At 64.4% G+C, this 16,220-nt stretch carries 14 protein-coding genes; 3 read left to right on the top strand and 11 right to left on the bottom strand.

Translation table 11 applies throughout. The features are described from left to right. Window positions 1-127: 127 nt before the first annotated feature. A complete protein-coding gene (locus K1X41_RS15025) occupies window positions 128-1,453 on the top strand; it encodes a nicotinate phosphoribosyltransferase (protein WP_132202750.1) in 1,326 nt (441 codons plus the stop codon). A gap of 60 nt (window positions 1,454-1,513) precedes the next feature. Here K1X41_RS15025 and K1X41_RS15020 read toward each other — a convergent pair whose 3' ends face one another. The 3 genes from K1X41_RS15020 to K1X41_RS15010 are packed head-to-tail and all read right to left on the bottom strand — an operon-like array spanning window position 1,514 to window position 4,420. Continuing rightward, window positions 1,514-1,798: a DUF3039 domain-containing protein gene (locus K1X41_RS15020; RefSeq protein ID WP_132202748.1), complete on the bottom strand. Its 285-nt coding sequence runs from the start codon at window positions 1,796-1,798 to the stop codon at window positions 1,514-1,516. 43 nt (window positions 1,799-1,841) lie between these two features. Then, on the bottom strand, window positions 1,842-3,404 hold the full coding sequence (locus K1X41_RS15015) for a hypothetical protein (RefSeq protein ID WP_220174992.1): 1,563 nt from the start codon (window positions 3,402-3,404) through the stop codon (window positions 1,842-1,844). After that, window positions 3,374-4,420 (bottom strand): ABC transporter ATP-binding protein, encoded by a 1,047-nt coding sequence (locus tag K1X41_RS15010; RefSeq protein WP_258566580.1) that lies wholly within the window; start codon window positions 4,418-4,420, stop codon window positions 3,374-3,376. The genes K1X41_RS15015 and K1X41_RS15010 overlap by 31 nt, the downstream gene beginning before the upstream one ends. Before the next feature lie 296 nt (window positions 4,421-4,716). Here K1X41_RS15010 and K1X41_RS15005 point away from each other — a divergent pair, with 296 nt between their 5' ends. Together K1X41_RS15005 and K1X41_RS15000 are read left to right on the top strand one after the other, a co-directional pair. Continuing rightward, complete coding sequence (locus tag K1X41_RS15005) at window positions 4,717-5,499, top strand: ABC transporter permease (RefSeq protein WP_132202744.1); 783 nt, start codon at window positions 4,717-4,719, stop codon at window positions 5,497-5,499. Between the two features lies 1 nt (window position 5,500). Beyond that, on the top strand, window positions 5,501-6,268 hold the full coding sequence (locus tag K1X41_RS15000; RefSeq protein ID WP_132202742.1) for an ABC transporter ATP-binding protein: 768 nt from the start codon (window positions 5,501-5,503) through the stop codon (window positions 6,266-6,268). 30 nt (window positions 6,269-6,298) lie between these two features. On the opposite strand, the gene K1X41_RS14995 is transcribed toward K1X41_RS15000, so the two are convergent. The 8 genes from K1X41_RS14995 to K1X41_RS14960 all read right to left on the bottom strand — a co-directional run bounded on the left by K1X41_RS14995 (window position 6,299) and on the right by K1X41_RS14960 (window position 16,169). Continuing rightward, window positions 6,299-7,240, bottom strand: coding sequence for a ribokinase (locus K1X41_RS14995; protein ID WP_220174991.1), 942 nt, complete (start codon window positions 7,238-7,240; stop codon window positions 6,299-6,301). A gap of 8 nt (window positions 7,241-7,248) precedes the next feature. Further along, a complete protein-coding gene (locus K1X41_RS14990; protein ID WP_220174990.1) occupies window positions 7,249-8,202 on the bottom strand; it encodes a nucleoside hydrolase in 954 nt (317 codons plus the stop codon). Further along, window positions 8,199-9,149, bottom strand: coding sequence for a nucleoside hydrolase (locus K1X41_RS14985; protein ID WP_220174989.1), 951 nt, complete (start codon window positions 9,147-9,149; stop codon window positions 8,199-8,201). Before K1X41_RS14985 ends, K1X41_RS14990 begins: the two co-directional genes overlap by 4 nt. A 62-nt stretch (window positions 9,150-9,211) precedes the next feature. Continuing rightward, a complete protein-coding gene (locus K1X41_RS14980; protein ID WP_220174988.1) occupies window positions 9,212-10,198 on the bottom strand; it encodes a nucleoside hydrolase in 987 nt (328 codons plus the stop codon). Window positions 10,199-10,213: 15 nt separating this feature from the next. Beyond that, window positions 10,214-11,182 (bottom strand): ABC transporter permease, encoded by a 969-nt coding sequence (locus K1X41_RS14975; protein WP_133616907.1) that lies wholly within the window; start codon window positions 11,180-11,182, stop codon window positions 10,214-10,216. Continuing rightward, complete coding sequence (locus tag K1X41_RS14970; protein ID WP_220174987.1) at window positions 11,182-13,968, bottom strand: ATP-binding cassette domain-containing protein; 2,787 nt, start codon at window positions 13,966-13,968, stop codon at window positions 11,182-11,184. Before K1X41_RS14970 ends, K1X41_RS14975 begins: the two co-directional genes overlap by 1 nt. A 73-nt stretch (window positions 13,969-14,041) precedes the next feature. Next, window positions 14,042-15,070, bottom strand: a complete 1,029-nt coding sequence (locus K1X41_RS14965; RefSeq protein ID WP_132202730.1) for a BMP family lipoprotein — start codon at window positions 15,068-15,070, stop codon at window positions 14,042-14,044. A gap of 58 nt (window positions 15,071-15,128) precedes the next feature. After that, the gene (locus K1X41_RS14960) at window positions 15,129-16,169 is read right to left on the bottom strand and encodes a LacI family DNA-binding transcriptional regulator (protein ID WP_220174986.1); all 1,041 of its coding nucleotides are present in this window, start codon (window positions 16,167-16,169) and stop codon (window positions 15,129-15,131) included. Between the last annotated feature and the right edge of the window lie 51 nt (window positions 16,170-16,220).

The following is a 16,220-nucleotide window of genomic DNA, read 5'->3' as shown; positions in this document are numbered from 1 at the left end:
AAGTATATAACTCCGCGCTCTTCGCGCAAGTCCGCGCTTCGCTCACCGCTCACCTCATGTGGGAGCAGCCATCAGCATGAGGAATGTGGACCGAACGCACAGCCTGATCACGCACTAAGCTGGCGACGTGAACACCTCAACAGCTCTGCTCACCGACCACTACGAACTCACGATGGTGGATGCCGCGCTGCATGCGGGCACCGCACACCGCCAGAGCGTGTTCGAGCTGTTCGCACGCCGGCTCTCCGGCGCACGCCGGTACGGCGTGGTCGCCGGCACCGGCCGCCTCCTCGAAGCAATTGAGCGATTCCGCTTCGAGGACGCCGAGCTCGAATTTCTGCGCGCGAATCGCGTGGTCACCGACACCACGCTCGACTGGCTCGCCAACTACCGCTTCGCCGGGAACATCTGGGGCTACCCCGAGGGCGAAGTCTTCTTTCCCGGGTCACCACTCATCACTGTTGAGGCGACCTTCGCCGAGGGGGTACTCCTTGAGACACTTGCACTCAGCATCCTGAACGCAGATTCCGCCGTCGCCACGGCGGCCTCACGCATGACCCATGCCGCAAACGGCAAGCCGCTCGCGGAGATGGGCTCGCGCCGCACCGGCGAATACAGCGCAGTTGCCGCGGCACGAGCCGCCTACATCGCGGGGTTCAGCGCCACTTCCAACCTTGAGGCTGGCCGCAGCCACGGGATCCCCACCATGGGCACCGCGGCTCACAGCTTCACCCTGCTCCACGACAGCGAGCGTGAGGCGTTCGAGGCTCAGGTCGCCGCCCTCGGCGCCGACACCACGCTCCTTGTCGACACATTCGACATCGAGCAGGGCGTCCGCACCGCCGTAGAGGTCGCGGGCACTGAGCTCGGTGCGGTCCGCATCGACTCCGGTGATCTCCCGGTCGTCGTTGCACGAGTGCGCGAACTGCTCGATGAGCTCGGCGCTACACGCACACGCATTACCGTCACCAATGACCTCGACGAGTACACCGTCGCGGCGCTGGCGTCCTCGCCTGTCGACAGCTTCGGTGTTGGCACGTCTGTCGTCGTTGGATCAGGCACCCCCACCATGGGCATGGTGTACAAGCTCGTCGCGCACGAGGACGACGCGGGCAACTGGGTGGCTGTCGCGAAGAAGTCGGCTGACAAGGCATCTGTAGGTGGCCGCAAGAGCGTGCGCCGCCGCCACAACGCCCGAGGCATCGCCAACGCGGAACTCATTTTCCTCGGCGACGGTCCTGGCGGGACGACCGAGGGGGAAGAAGCCCTGGGCCGCGAAGTGCTGGTGCCACTGATCCTGGATGGCAGTGTGCAGCCTGGCCACACGGGTACGGCAGGGATTGCGGCCGCACGTGAACGCCATCAGCTCCGCGTACGCGAACTCCCGCCCGTGGCGATGAGCCTGACCCGTGGCGACCCGGCGATTCCCACCGAGTACCGTTCCGCGGAGTAACTCCGCACCAACAGTTCAGCCTGGCGGGCAACCGCCAGGCTGAAGTGAGAACAGTGCGTGCTACTTCTTCATGCGCTCGTAGACGCTCTTGCAGTCGGGGCAGACCGGGAACTTCTCCGGGTCACGCGATGGAGTCCACTTCTTGCCGCAGAGCGCACGCACAGGCTTCCCGCTCAGCGCGGACTCCATGATCTTGTCCTTGGGCACATAGTGCGAGAACCGCTCGTGGTCGCCGTCCTCGATCTGCGCGTCCTCAAGCAGCTTCTCAAGCTCGCGGTCCAGCACATCGGTGCCCCCAGCGGGGCTACCCGAACCATCCGAATCACTACGCGTAAAGAATCCCATACCCCGATTCTAAACCCGATCCGGCGATCCGGCCAGACGCACTCTAGTCGTAGACCTGAGTGACACCAATGAGCTCGGGACCCGAGCGGTCGAAGATCCGGCCGCCGATGAGCACGCCGAGCAACAACGCGAGTGCACCGTATCCGAGACCGAACAGCAGCGCCCAGAGGTTTCCGGAGAACTCGACGTCAACGATCGCGGCGATGGAGAACCATACCGGTGGCACTGCGAGCACCAGCGTCGTGATCATCGAAAGGGTCTGCGCGAGGCCAGATCCGGATCCCGACCATTGCGGTTGCACAAACGGGCTATCTCCGGGACGCGTCGCCGGGTACGGCATCAGCACGGAGAACACGCTCGCCACCGCGCTCGCAACGTACAGCACGCCGAGATTCATGCCGATAACGGCGGGCAGGACGCGCCAATCGCCAAACACGGTCACGGTCACGGTCGAGCCGATCAACGCCAGTGGTACGCCAAGAAGCAGAACTGGAGCGAGTCGTCCGGCACGATCAGCCGCGCCGCGAGTTCCGCTCGCAACATGCTCCCAGATCGCGGTGGAGTCCATCGCCACGTCGTTGTGCTGCGACCAACCAAGCAACAGCAGAATGACCGGTAGCGGCACGAGTGCGAGCGGGCCGAGCGGGGCGCCCGCGACCCAGAATGCGATGAGCATCACGATTGGAGCGATCGGAATGGCGAACAGGGCAACCCGGTAGCGCGGATCTCGCGACCAATAGGTCAACAAGCGAGCAGCAATTGCGGGGGCCGGGTGCGCCGGGAAGCGTTCGAACCACCCGAGGCCGCTCCGCGCGACACCTGGATCAGCCGGCCGCTCAACGCGGCGCAGCGAGACACCGACGATCGCGAACCACAGCAGGAGGAGCACAAGAATGCTGCCAGCGAGCACGCCCAAGCGCAGCATTGCAACAGCGGGATCCGAAGCGGTCAGCGCCGCAAACGGAGCCCCAAACGGCGTCCACGAGATCACATCCACGAAGTCCTGCGCCGCGGTCACCCCGCCGCTGCCGGCGATCGCGGAGACCGCGAACACCACGAGCGGCAGGGCCGCCACGAGCAACACCGCACCGATCGTACGCATGAGCCCCTCATATCGCTCCCCCACGAGCACCCGGGACAGCGCAGACGTGACTCGCGCGCTACAGACCGCAAAGACCGCAGTCAGGATCAGCGTGACGGGCATGAGCCAGGAGGGATCTCTCCACTCAGGCCGGAGCACGCCAAGTGCACCGAGCCAAATGAGGAGCAGCAAGAACGGCCAGCTCACGATGGTCGTCACGAGTAACGACACAGCAATTGAGCCGGGCCGGGCCGGGAAGAGTGCAAACTGGCGCGGTTCCAGGTGGCCACGGTTCGCAAACAGCGGCACGAAGAAGACCGCCCCGAGAATGATTGCCCCGAGAATACTGTCGACAATCGCGCGCTCAGCGGGAGCGGTGACGAGCCACGCGGGAAGCGCGGCGGCGAACACTGCGGCGGCGGCGAGCAGGACGAACAGGAGCGCCGTGCGCAGGCCCCTGCCGAACGACCCCCGGAACGCGCCGCCCAGCAGTGCTAGACGGAGTCGGAGGAGCCGTGCAACCATTCCAGGCCCTTCTGTGTGTCGCTCATGCCCGTGAGCTTCGTGAAGCGCTCCTCCAGGCTCAGGCCGTCGCGCACCGCGTCAACGGTGCCCTGGGCGATGACGCTGCCGTCAACGATGATCGAGACGTGGTCGCAGACGCGCTGAATCAGGTCGAGGCTGTGGCTCGACATCACCACACTCCCCCCACCGGAGACATACTTTTCGAGAATCTCAGTCACATTGGACGCCGACACCGGGTCGATGGTCTCAAACGGCTCATCGAGCACCAGCACTTCAGGTGCATGGATCATGGCGCACGCGAGTGCGATCTTCTTTTGCATCCCGGCAGAGTAGTCAGATACGAGGCGCCCGAGGGCCGACTCCAGCCCGAAGGCGACGGCGAGCTCCGAAGAACGCTGGGCCACCGCTGCCTGCTCCACGCCGTGGAGCACACCGGAGTAGTACAGCAGCTGGGCACCGGTGAGCCGATCAAACAATCGCAGCCGGTCTGGCAGAGAGCCGATCAAACGCTTCGCCGCTGGCCCATCCGTCCACACGTCAACACCGCTGACCGTCACTCTGCCGGAGGTGGGGCGCAGGAGACCACTGATCATCGAAAGCGTCGTTGTCTTACCTGCCCCGTTCGGGCCGACAATGCCGGTGAAAGATCCCGCGTGCACGTCGATCGAGACCTCGTTGGCCGCAATCAGCGAGCCGTAGGTCTTCGTGAGCATCTCGGTTCGCAGCACCACAGGGTTCTGCTCCGCAATTCGGCCACGCTCACGAGCACGGACGACCGACGGCACCGGCACCTGAATCCGACCAGTGCGAGGTGCGGACTCCGCTTGACTCGGAGCAGCCGCGGCGGGAGCGGAAGCGGGAACTTCGGCCGGCGCTGGAGCCGCAGCTGGAACAGCAGCCGCAGGCTCCGGCGCAGCAGGCCGGGTCGCCGCAGCCGCAGGCGCAGCGGGCTCCGGAACAGCAGCCGCTGGCTCCGGCGCTGCAGGCACAGCAGCGGGCTGGGCGTCTGCAGGCACGGCGGCGGGAGGCTCGGCCGCTCGCTGCTCTGCAGGGACGGGCTGCGCAGCTGGCGCTGCCTGAGGAACTCGCGGCGGCACTGGAGCACCGGCCGCGCGACTCGGGCGAACGCGGGGGCACCGCCTGGTGCGGCGGGATCCCCCTCGAAAACCGGGACGCTCGACGTCGAGCTCTCTTCTGGCTCGGAAGCGGGCACGGCTGAGGGGGTTACGGACGGCACGTCCACCAATTTATCAAATACTTTGAGCTTGGGCGTGTGCGCGCCGAGAAACCCAGAAACCGGCAGAATAGCTGTGTGACATTTGTTCCCAGATCAACGCGCTCAAACGCATGGTCCTCGCTGTGGCTTCTCACCCGCAGAGACCTGAAGGTGCGGTATTCCACCTCACTGTTGGGCTACCTGTGGTCGATCCTCGATCCACTCCTCATGAGCCTGATTTACTGGTTCATTTTCACGCAGGTGTTCACGCGCTCCGTCGGCGAGTCCCCCTATATTGTCTTCCTGCTGACCGCCTTGCTGCCCTGGGTGTGGTTCAACGGCGCGGTGTCGGACTCTACGCGCGCCTTCCTGCGCGACGTCAAGCTCGTTCGTTCAGTAGCGCTCCCGCACTGGATCTGGGTCGGCCGGATCGTCTTCTCAAAAGGCATTGAATTCGTCCTGAGCCTGCCTGTGCTCGTGCTCTTCGCAATCGCGTCGGGCGCGCGAGTCGGCTGGGAACTCGTCTACTTCCCGCTGGCCGTTGTGCTGCTTGCGGCACTGACCCTGGGAATCGGCCTGATTGTTGCACCGCTCGTCGTGTTCTTCCGCGATCTTGAGCGCGCAGTCAAGTTGATCCTTCGTGTGGCGTTCTACGCATCCCCCATCATTTACGGCGCGGCAGACCTGCCGGCCTTTGCGCAGCCGCTCGCCTGGCTCAACCCGCTCTCGGGGATTTTCGCATTGTTCCGAGCCGGGTTCTTCCCAGATCAGCTCGACTGGATGCTCGTTGGCGCTTCGACAGCGATGACCGTGCTATTCCTCGGTGTGGGCGCGGTCGTATTCCGACGCACCATCGGCGGCGTTCTGAAGGAGTTGTGACGTGACGAATTCACCTGTCAGCAAGTCGGCCCCCGTTTCGCCGCTCATCACCGCGGACGGACTCGGTGTGCGGTTCCGCCGCAACCGCGGCTCGCGCCGCAGTTTCAAGGACCTGTTCGCAGGCAAATCACGCCGGAACCGCCGCGGTGAGTTCTGGGCGCTGCGGGACGTCTCGTTCACAGTGGCTGCGGGCGAGGCGATCGGTGTAGTGGGCCGCAACGGGCAGGGGAAGTCAACACTGCTGAAGCTCGTCGCCCGAGTACTCTTCCCCGATGAGGGCAACGTCACGGTGCACGGCGGTGTCGCCCCGCTGATCGAGATCACCGGGGGCTTCGTGGGCGATCTCACCGTGCGCGACAACGTCCATCTCACCGCCGGCCTCCACGGCCTCAGTAAGCGGGAGATCACAGCGCGCTTCGACTCAATCATCGATTTCGCTGGCGCAGGCGATGTCATCGATACGCCATTCAAACACTTGTCGAGCGGCATGAAGGTGCGCGTCGCCTTCTCCGTGATCTCGCAGCTCGACGAGCCGGTCCTGCTCGTCGACGAGGTGCTGGCAGTTGGTGACAAGTCATTCCGCGCAAAGTGCTACCGCCGGATTGAGGAACTCCTCGCCGAGGGGAAGACGCTGTTCCTGGTGTCACACAACGAGCGCGATCTGCGCCGTTTCTGTACGCGCGGTCTCTACCTCAATGGCGGGCGCCTGGTCCTCGATGGTCCCATCGAAGACGTGGTGGACCGCTATAACGAGGACCACCCCGTCTAAACTGCGGCAGCGGTGACAGCGCCGCCGGCGTCACACACTCGCGTGCTCGGAGATGAACGCTTCGACCTCAGCTCGGCTGGCATACGAGGACTGCGCGCCCACCCGTTGGACGGAGACGGCAGACACGGCTGTGGCGAATCGCACTGCGTCGAGGAGCGAACATCCGCGAGCGAGTTCGGCTGCGGCAGCACCGACAAATGCGTCCCCCGCGCCCGTCGTATCGACCGCTTCAACCCGATATGCGGGAACCCTTACGAGTTCAGGGGCGGCCGCTGGCCCCTCTGCAACAATGGCGCCGTCTGCGCCAAGTGTCACCACGACTGAGCGCGCGCCCGCGAGCAGCAGACGTCTGGCAAGCCGTGCATAGTCGCTCGCATCGGGATCGTTCTCAGCTGCTCCGAGTACTTCACGCGCCTCGTGTTCGTTCACCACGAGAGGATCGCAGCACTGCAGCACTTCGCGCCGGACCGCGATCGCTGGCGCGGCATTGAGCAGTACCCGTGATCCCGAGGCCGCTGCGGAGGCCGCAACGTGAAAGGCAGTCTCGTGCGGAATCTCAAGACTCAGCACCACGACTGCCGCCGAACGCCAGACCGGCGCGAGCCGCTCAGCTGCTGCTCTGTCGAACGCGGAGTTGGCTCCAGGCGAAACCACAATCGAGTTCTCCCCGTCAGGCGTGAGCAGAATGATGGCGGTCCCCGTTGCCGCGTCAACCTCCTCGAGTGAGGTGACGTCCACCCCCGCAGCCAAGAGCTGCCCGCGTAGAAACGCGCCATTGCCATCTTTGCCAACACAGCCAACGAAGGACGTGTCGGCCCCGGCCCGTGCCGCGGCGGCGGCCTGGTTCGCGCCTTTTCCACCGGGCAGAGTCCGCAGCTCGGAGCCGATCAGCGTCTCACCACCACCCGGCCGGCGCGGAACTTCAACCACGAGGTCAGCGTTGGCACTGCCGACCACCACGACGCGTTTCACGATCACCACTACTTCGCCGCTGCGAGCAGGGCAACGACCTCGTCGGCGATCACGTCGTCAACGTCGAGCAACACGGTGCAGTGTGCGCCCTCTTGCGGAGGGTACCCCCGATACATGTCGCGCAGATCGGCGATGGTTTGGCCGTGGCCGGGACCACCGGTCGAGTCCACCTCAACATTCACGACCGGGGCAAGCCGCACGTCGAGCGTCCCGGCAGCAGCCGCCACCGCAATCGTGTCGTGCATCGCGCAACTCCAGGTGCCAAACGCGTTGTCGCGGTAGAACTCGCCGTAGTGCTGCAAGATCCGTGCCATGTACCGACCGGCGTCGCCGCCAGCGGCGAGTTGCTCACGGTGCTCTGGCGTGATCACGATGCGCATCGTCACATCGAGACCGGCCATGATGATCGGCCACGGCGCCCGGAACACCGCGGCAGCCGCCTCGGCATCGTGCCAGATGTTGGCTTCCGCGACGGCGGACACGTTGCCCGGTGCCATCGTTGCGCCACCCATGAGTGACACCCCTGCAACCAGGCTCGGCAGCTCGGGATCGACCGCGAGCGCCGCGGCGATGTTCGTGAGCGGGCCGACCGGCACCAACCAGACCTCGCCGGGGTGGGCGCGCACGGTATCAATGATGTGCTGCACCGCAGTCTTCGACTCGGCAGCGCGCACCAGGACGTCGTCACCGGCATTCCCTTGCCCGTCCCTGCCGTGCACGGCGTAGGCGAAATCCGCGTGTCCGCCAGTCAACGGCCCGGCCGCCCCCTGAGCGACGGGCACATCGTTGCGTCCCACCAGGTCAAGCACTCGCAGCGTGTTTCTGGTCGCGAGCGGCACGTCAACATTGCCCCATACCGTGGTCATGCCGAGGAGGTCGATGTCAGGGTGCAGCGCGGCGTACATGATCGCCATCGTGTCATCGACGCCGGTGTCACAGTCGAGCAGCATCTTTGTGGTCACGAGCGAGCCTCTTTCAGTCGGGAATCGAGCGCGGTAAGACGGGTATTTAGGAGCGCGCGGAAGCGCGGCACGTCGACATCGAAGGCTACGTCGCAGTTTGGCGTGCCCCATCGTCCAAGGTAGTCAACCACGGTCATGCCGGTGGTGAGGCGCCCCGTGTTCTCGACGTCAACGCGGTAGTGCTCGGTGCCGATCACCGCAGGATCCAGCACTGCGGCGAGCGCAAGCGAGTCGTGCTGTGCCATCCCAGTATCCCCTGAGTCAGCGTTCGCGTCGTCACTGTAGCTGCCCAGCAGGTGCGCGACCATCTGCGCGGCGGGGCCACCCGAGGCCATCAGATCGGGCAAGTGCTGGGCTCCGACGAGCGCCTGATGGGTGGCGTTGAGCCCGACCATCGTGATGGGCACCCCGAAGCCGAACACCCGCACCGCGGCCTCAGGGTCGAATGCGATGTTGAACTCCGCCGTCGGCGTCGCGTTCCCGGTGTCGCGCAACGTGCCACCACCCATGATCACGAAGCGCTCGACTTTCTGTGCGGTCTCGGGGTACTCCGCCATGAGCAGGGCAATATTCGTGAGCGGCCCGATTGCCACGACCGTGACCGGATCTGCGCTCGACTCGATCAGGCGCGCCAGGAGCGGCACTCCAGGCTCCAGCGCCCGCTCCGAGGCCGGCAGCGAATAGCCCCCAAAGCCGTTCTCGCCGTGCACCTGTGGCGCATACTCCGGGGTGCGCCACAGCGGGCTGGAGGATCCGCGTCCGACGGGGCAGTCGAGCCCTAACAGATCGGCGAGCGCCGCAGCGTTCGGTGCCGTGTACTCGATCCCGACATTGCCCGCGACGGCGACGATGCCGAGCAGCTCCACTTCGGGGCTTGCCGCAGCGAGCATGATCGCGAGCGCGTCGTCAATGCCCGGGTCGGTGTCGATGATGATGGGGCGTGGCATGGTTCTCTCCTGTTCGTCGTGGGGTGTGCGCGTTGGGCAGCGCTGGCCGCGCTCACTGCATGTCAGTCGTGCTCAGGCGCCGTGCGCGTGGACAGTTGGGCGATGGCATCGACCACGAGGTCGGCGAAACGGGGCCAGTTGAGCTCGGTGGCGACCTGGCCGCGGTGATCCTGCAGTTGCGCCGCGACTCCGGTGGAGTGGTGCATCCCCGCGCGCTCACGGAAGTTCACGACCGTCATACCTTTGGTCCACTGACCGTGAAGTTCCACGGCGATATGCGCGGGTTCTACCCGCATCACCGAGGGGTCAATCAGGTACGCGACACAGCACGCGTCGTGCACGGGAGGTGCAGGGAACTCGAATACGTCTTCGTAGGTTTTGCCGATGAAGCCCCAGATATCGAGTACGAATCGGGCAACGTCACTGTCGAGCAGGCGTACACGATCCTGGAGCTCCTGCGTCGCGAGCGCTTGGTGCGTGAGGTCGAGTCCCACCATGGTGACGGGCCATGCGCCGCGGAACACGGCCTCCGCAGCTTCAGGGTCCACGTAGATGTTGTACTCGGCACTCGGTGTGACGTTTCCACGCGTGTATGAGCCGCCCATCGCCACGACGCGTTTCACTCGTTCAACAATTCGGGGTTCTTTGCGCATCGCAAGCGCAATGTTGGTGAACGGCCCGACAGGCACGATTGTGACCGACTGCGCAGGTTCCGCCATCACGGTATCGATGATGAAATCGACCGCGTGCCGCGGATCAAGCTGGGTGGTGATCTCGGGCAGCACCGGTCCGTCCATCCCAGTGCCGCCATGAATATCGTGTGAGACGATCTGCGGCGTCACGAGCGGTTCGCTCGCACCGCGGGCGATCGGCACTTCGATGCCGGCGACCTGGCACACGGCCTGGGCATTGGTCGTCACGTTGTCAATCGTGTTGTTGCCCGCGACGGTCGTGATCCCAAGCAGTTCGATCGCGTCGCTTCCGGCCGCGAGCAGGATCGCGATCGCGTCGTCGTGCCCCGGGTCGCAATCGAGAATGATGCGTTCCATGGTGTTCCCTCTCCCCTACGCTGCTGCCGGAGTGGCGGGGCCCGCAGTTGCAGCATCGGCGGCCTGCAACGCCTTTTTCGTCCTGGCCTTCAGCGCGGCGCGCACTCGCACCGATGCGAACACGAGGGCCACGATCGTGATGATGTACGGCATCGTGAGCGAGAGCGACGAGTTCACCCCGAGCAGGCCGAGCTGGTCCGCGAGCGCCTCCGCGATGCCGAAGATCAAACATGCGATCATCGTGCGGTACGGTCGCGCGAGACCGAAGGTGAGCGCCGCGACTGCGATGAAGCCACGAGACGCGGTCATCCCCGAGGTGAAGGTGCCGACAGTTGCCATCGCGAGCTGCGCACCGGCGACACCGGCGAACGCCCCGGAGAGCAGGATGGAGATGAACTTCACCCGGAACACGTTGATGCCTGCAGCGAGCGCAGCAGGCTCGTCCTCCCCGACCGCACGCAGGTGCACCCCGTATCTGGTGCGATACAGCACGAACGCGTACGCCGGCACAGCAAGCAGTGCGACCCAGACCAGGATGGTCTGGTTGTTGAGCAGGGTGCCGAGAATCGGAATGTCTCCAATGAAGCCGAGATCGATGCGCGGCAGGTTGGCTTGCACTCCGGGTGGTGTCGCTCCTGCGTTGCCGTAGAGCACCGTGAGCAGCAGCACCGCGAGCCCAGCAGCGAGCAGATTGATACCGATTCCGACCACGATCACGTCAGCTTTGAACGTGAGCGCGGCGACCGCAAAAATCACCGCCATAACCACCCCGGCGATAAGCGCGGCGAAGATGCCGACAAATGCGTTCGTGAGCGCTCCGACTGAGACGGCGGCGAACGCCCCCATGAGCATCATGCCCTCGAGACCAATGTTGAGCACGTTGCCTGTTTGGGTGAACGAGCCGCCGATCGCCGCGAGCAGGATCGGCGTGACTTTGAGGAGGATGACGGCAAGGATTGCCATGCTAAACGCGAATGGATCCATCAGGCTGCGCCCCTTTCAGTCACTACGCTCGCGGGGACGGCGACGCGCTTCTTCTTGCGGTTCCACACGAAGGTGGCGGTGATCGCGATGATGATGATGCCCTGCAGCACATTCACAACGGGGAACGGCACGTCGATCTCCTGGAGCCCGGTGCTCCCGGCCATCATCGTGGCGTAGAACAGCGCCGCGACGAGCGACGCCCACGGGTTCAGCCGGGCCAGCAGTGCGACGGTGATCGCGAGGAAGCCGTAGCCGGGCGAGAACGCCTGAATGAATCGATCACCGTTCGGGCCGAGCACGAGGAGTGCTCCCGTGAACCCTGCCACTGCACCCGAGAGCATCATGACCTGAATCGACATCGCCTTCACCGAGACGCCGGTGTACTGTGCGAAGCGGCTCATCTCTCCGAGCTGCTTCACTTTGAGCCCCCAGCGCGTCCTGCCGAGCAGCAGCGCGATGCCGACAGCTGCCAGCAGCGCGAGGATCAGGTCGGGCCCAATCCCGTACTCGGGACTGAACATGGTGAATTGCACTCCCTCCGGCAGCTTCTCGGAAGCTTCGTAGCCAGCGGTCGGGTCCTTGAACGGCCCCGTCACCAGGTAGCGCGTCACCAGCTTGGCCACCTCGGAGAGCAGCAGAGTTGTGACGATGATGTTGACCCGCCAGTATGCGAATAGCCAGCCTGGCAACAGGCCCCATGCGGCCCCAGCGAGTGACCCCACCACCATGACGATGAGCATCACCGTGAACGGCGGCAGACCGTTACTCGCGACACCGGCAATCGCGCCAAAGAACGCGCCGAAGTACAGTTGGCCCTCCGCACCAATGTTAAAGAAGCCAGCCCGGAACGAGACGATCGTCGCCGCTGAGATTACCGCGAGCGGGATGAATGTGGCGACGATGTTCGAGATTCCAAACGACTCTCGCCAGCCGGACGTAAAGAGGGCGACATACGCCTCGAAGGGATTCTTCCCGATGGCGAGGATCACGAACACGCCGATCACGAGCGCCACAAGCACGGCGATCACCGGCTGTTTTGCGCTTTCGAATGCGCGGCTGGCAAAGCTCGCGAAGAACTGCCCGCGCGGCTCCCTGCTGTCTCGAATCGAGATCGCTGAAGTGTCGAATTCCGGAGCGGCGACACGCACGCTCTCGGTCACCGTCGCACTCTCTGCAGACGCATCCACCAGCGAAACCGCGGAGGTGTCGAGTCCGAGCTCATCGGCGACGCGCGCGTGCTCCGCGACGGCCTCCGCGAGTGCCTCCGGCGTCGGACGAGTGCCGGCCATCGCGAGCCCGACCGCGGTTTCGCTCATGTTGTCCTGCGTGAACTCTGCGATGAATTCGCCGCGGAACATGACGAGCAAGCGATCCGAAAGGCTCATCACCTCGCCGAGGTCGGCTGAAACGAGCAATACTCCAGCGCCACGGTCACGCGCCGCGACGATGGAGTTGTGCACGAACTCCATCGCGCCGACGTCGACCCCTCGCGTCGGCTGTGAGATCACGAGGAGTTCGGGATCTGAGGTGAACTCGCGCGCGATGATCACCTTCTGCATGTTGCCGCCGGAGAGCTCGCCAATCTTCGTCGTCGGAGTCGCACCACGCACGTCAAACATGGCGATGAGTTTCTGGGAGAGCTCCCGCATCTTCGCGAGCGAGAGCCAGCCAAATCGCACCAGCGGGGCACGCAGCTTCGTGGCCGCAATGTTCTCTGCGATGGAGAGGCCGGGGCCTGCGCCCTCTTCGTGCCGATCCTCTGGCACATAGGCGAGGCCAATTTCGCGACGCTTGGCCACAGTTGCGCGAGTCACATCCGTGCCCGAGATCCGGATCGTGCCGCGCGGCACATCGATCATTCCTGCGATGGCTGAGGTGAGTTCAGATTGACCGTTGCCCTCTACTCCGGCGATGCCAACAACTTCGCCTCGCCGAATGCTGAGCGAGACTCCCTTGAGGGCGATGATGCCGCGAGCGTCAACGGCGCTGAGATCCTCGACGCTGAGCACTTCATCGCGCGGATCAGCGGGGGTGTGCTTGATGCGCAGCAGTACGTCACGCCCGACCATCATGGTCGCGATGTCGGTCTGGGTCAGCCCTGCGGCCGGCTGTGTACCGACCACCCGGCCGTCTCGAATCACCGAGATGTCGTCGGCAATCGCAAGCACCTCACCGAGTTTGTGGGAAATGAAGACGATGGCGCAGCCGCGTTCCGCGAGCTGGCGCACCACGATGAAGAGTTCGCCTGCCTCCGCCGGAGTCAGCACAGCGGTCGGCTCGTCGAGGATCAGGAGACGGGTATCGTGGGACAGCGCTTTCAGGATCTCAACGCGCTGTCGCTCCCCGACCGAGAGGTCTTCGACTCTGTCGTCCGGATCGATCGCGAGGCCGAAGCGCTCGGCGAGCTCGCGCACCTTGGACTGCATGCCCTTCTGATCCAAGCGGCCCATGCCCGTCGTGAGCTCTTTGCCCAAGAAGATGTTGGCCGCGACGGTGAGCGATGGAACCAGCTTGAAGTGCTGATGCACCATGCCAATCCCCAGCTCGTCCGCACGGTTCGGATTCTCAACGGTGGCTTCGGCACCTTCGAAGAAGATGGTGCCGAGGTCGGGCTGCAGATTGCCCGAAATCATGTTCACGAGCGTGGTCTTGCCCGCACCGTTCTCGCCAACGATGGCGTGGACGCGACCGGGCAGGAACGAGAGGGAGATGTCCTCATTCGCGACTTTGTCGCCAAAGGTCTTGGTGATTCCGCGCAACTCGAGAATCGGTGTCGGCTCTGACACAGCGGCTTCCTTCCAGTTGAAAGCTCAGGGGTGGGGTGCGACCGGCGAACGGCCGCACCCCACGCACGACGGATTACTCGGTGGGGACCGTGATCTCGCCCGAGATGATCTTCGCCTTGTAGTCCTCAACGGACTTCATGACGTCCTCTGGCACCAGGTCATCATTGTTCTCAAAATCAAGGCCAACGCCATCGTTTTCGAGGTTGTAGGTTGCCGTCTCGCCGTACTTCAGCTCGCCATTCTGGTCGGCGTCGACCGCGGTCACGATCGAGTTGCCGATGAACTTACGCATCGAGGCCAGAATGTGGCCCGGCTGGATCTGGTTCTGGTTGCTATCGACGCCGATCGCGAACTTATTCGACTCCTTCGCTGCCTTCAACGCACCAAGCCCAGCCTGGCCAGCAACGGTGTACACCACGCCAGCGCCCTTCTGGTACATCGCCGTGGCCTGATCGTACGCCTTCGTCGAGTTCACATAATCCCCGACGAACGCCTTCTGGACTTCCATCTCCGGATCAACCGCTTTGACACCAGCCTCGAAGCCAGCGACGAACTCGGTGATCGGTACAGCGTCCTGGCCGCCCACCACACCGACGTTCTTGGCGCCTGCAGCGAGGCCGGTCTGGTTCTTCACCGTGGTAGCAGCGAGCACGCCTGCGAGGAATGACCCCTCGTTCTGTGCGTACAGAATTGACGCAATATTGTCGCCCTCGACCATGGAGTCGTAGATCACATAGTGCTGCTTCGGGTACTTCTTTGCCGCGTCGGCGAGAATATCGTTCATCTGCCAGGTGCCCACGACAACGACGTCGTACTTACCGGTGGAGACGGATTCCACGTTGGCCTTCCACTGCGACTGGTTGTTCGCATCGGCCTGCAGTGTCTTCGTGGTGACGCCCTGCTCCTTCAGAGTGGTCATGCCTGTCTCGGAGTCGTCAAAGAAGCCCTGGTCCCCCAGGTTGCCGTTGACGACGTTGGCGACCGCGTACGATTCCTTGTCACCGCCACCCCCGGCGTCGCTTCCCCCGGACGCGCTGCAGCCGCTCAGCGCGAGCGCTGCGACCGCGGCAAGCGCCACGGCTCCATAGATGTGCTTGTTCATAGAAACTCCTTCGGTTCCATTTCCTTCACTGCGTGTGTGTTTCGGTGATGCGTGAGCGCTACGCAGGCGGCGCGTGCTGCGGCGCGCTGGCCGCTGGGCCGCAGCCGCAGGTATCGCGCGGGATCAGCGTGGTGTGCAGCACACGGTGCAGTGCGCTGCGCTCCTGATGCGGATCCTCGATGAGATTCAGCAACATGCGCACCACTTCGGTGGCGATTTCCGCATACGGCTGCGCCATCGTAGTGAGACGCGGAGTGGTGTAGTCGCTGAGCGGCGTGCCGTCGAAACTCACGATTGCGACGTCTTGGCCAGCACGAAGCCCCAGGTCGGCAAGTGCCCGGAGCACCCCCACTGCCTGCGTATCGGAGCCTGCAAATATCGCGTCGATCTCCGGATCACGCGCTAGCAGCGCGAGCGTGGCCGAGTGCCCGGCTTCAACACTGAAGTCAGCACGCGCGAGCCGATGCTCTGCGGCAGGCAGGCCCGCCGCCACAAGTGTCTCGCGCCAGCCGAGCATACGCTCTTGCGCCGACGACACCTCGGCGATGCCGGTAATACACGCGATGCGTGTGCGTCCGTGGTCGATGAGGTGTGCGGTCGCCGCACTCGCGCCGCCGGTGTTATCGACCACGACTGAGGGGAGGTTGATTCCCTGCTGCAGGCGGTCAAGCGACACCGCGGGGACCCGCGCTGATTCGAGCTCGCGCCACCCTTCCAAAAACTCCCCACCGGGTACCGCGATGATGCCATCAACACGCCGATCGAGGAACGCTCGAATATAGCCCAGTTCGCGGGCTGCGTTGTCGCTCCCGTTGCCGAGCAGCACGGCGAAACCTGCATCAAATGCCGCATCCTCAATCGCGGAGGACAACCTCGCAAAATAGGGGTTCGCCGACTCCGGGAGCAGCAGGCCAAGCGTGTGTGTGCGAGCCGTCGCTAGGCTCCGGGCCAGCGCGTTGGGTCGGTACCCGAGCTCGTCGATCGCCGCAACGACGCGTTCACGGGTTCCGGCTGCCACCGGGTGCGAACCGTTGAGCACATAGGACACCACGGCTGGGCTCACACCGGCGAGGCGAGCGACGTCAACGCGACCAGCCATAGCGCACCCACCTCACCACTTCATCGTGACGCCGAGCGTGTTACCCGGGTT

Source organism: Leucobacter luti (genome assembly GCF_019464495.1).
GTDB classification, from domain to species: Bacteria; Actinomycetota; Actinomycetes; order Actinomycetales; family Microbacteriaceae; genus Leucobacter; species Leucobacter luti_A.
Note: the sequence above shows the minus strand (reverse complement) of the source record. Positions and strands in the feature narration are given on the sequence as shown.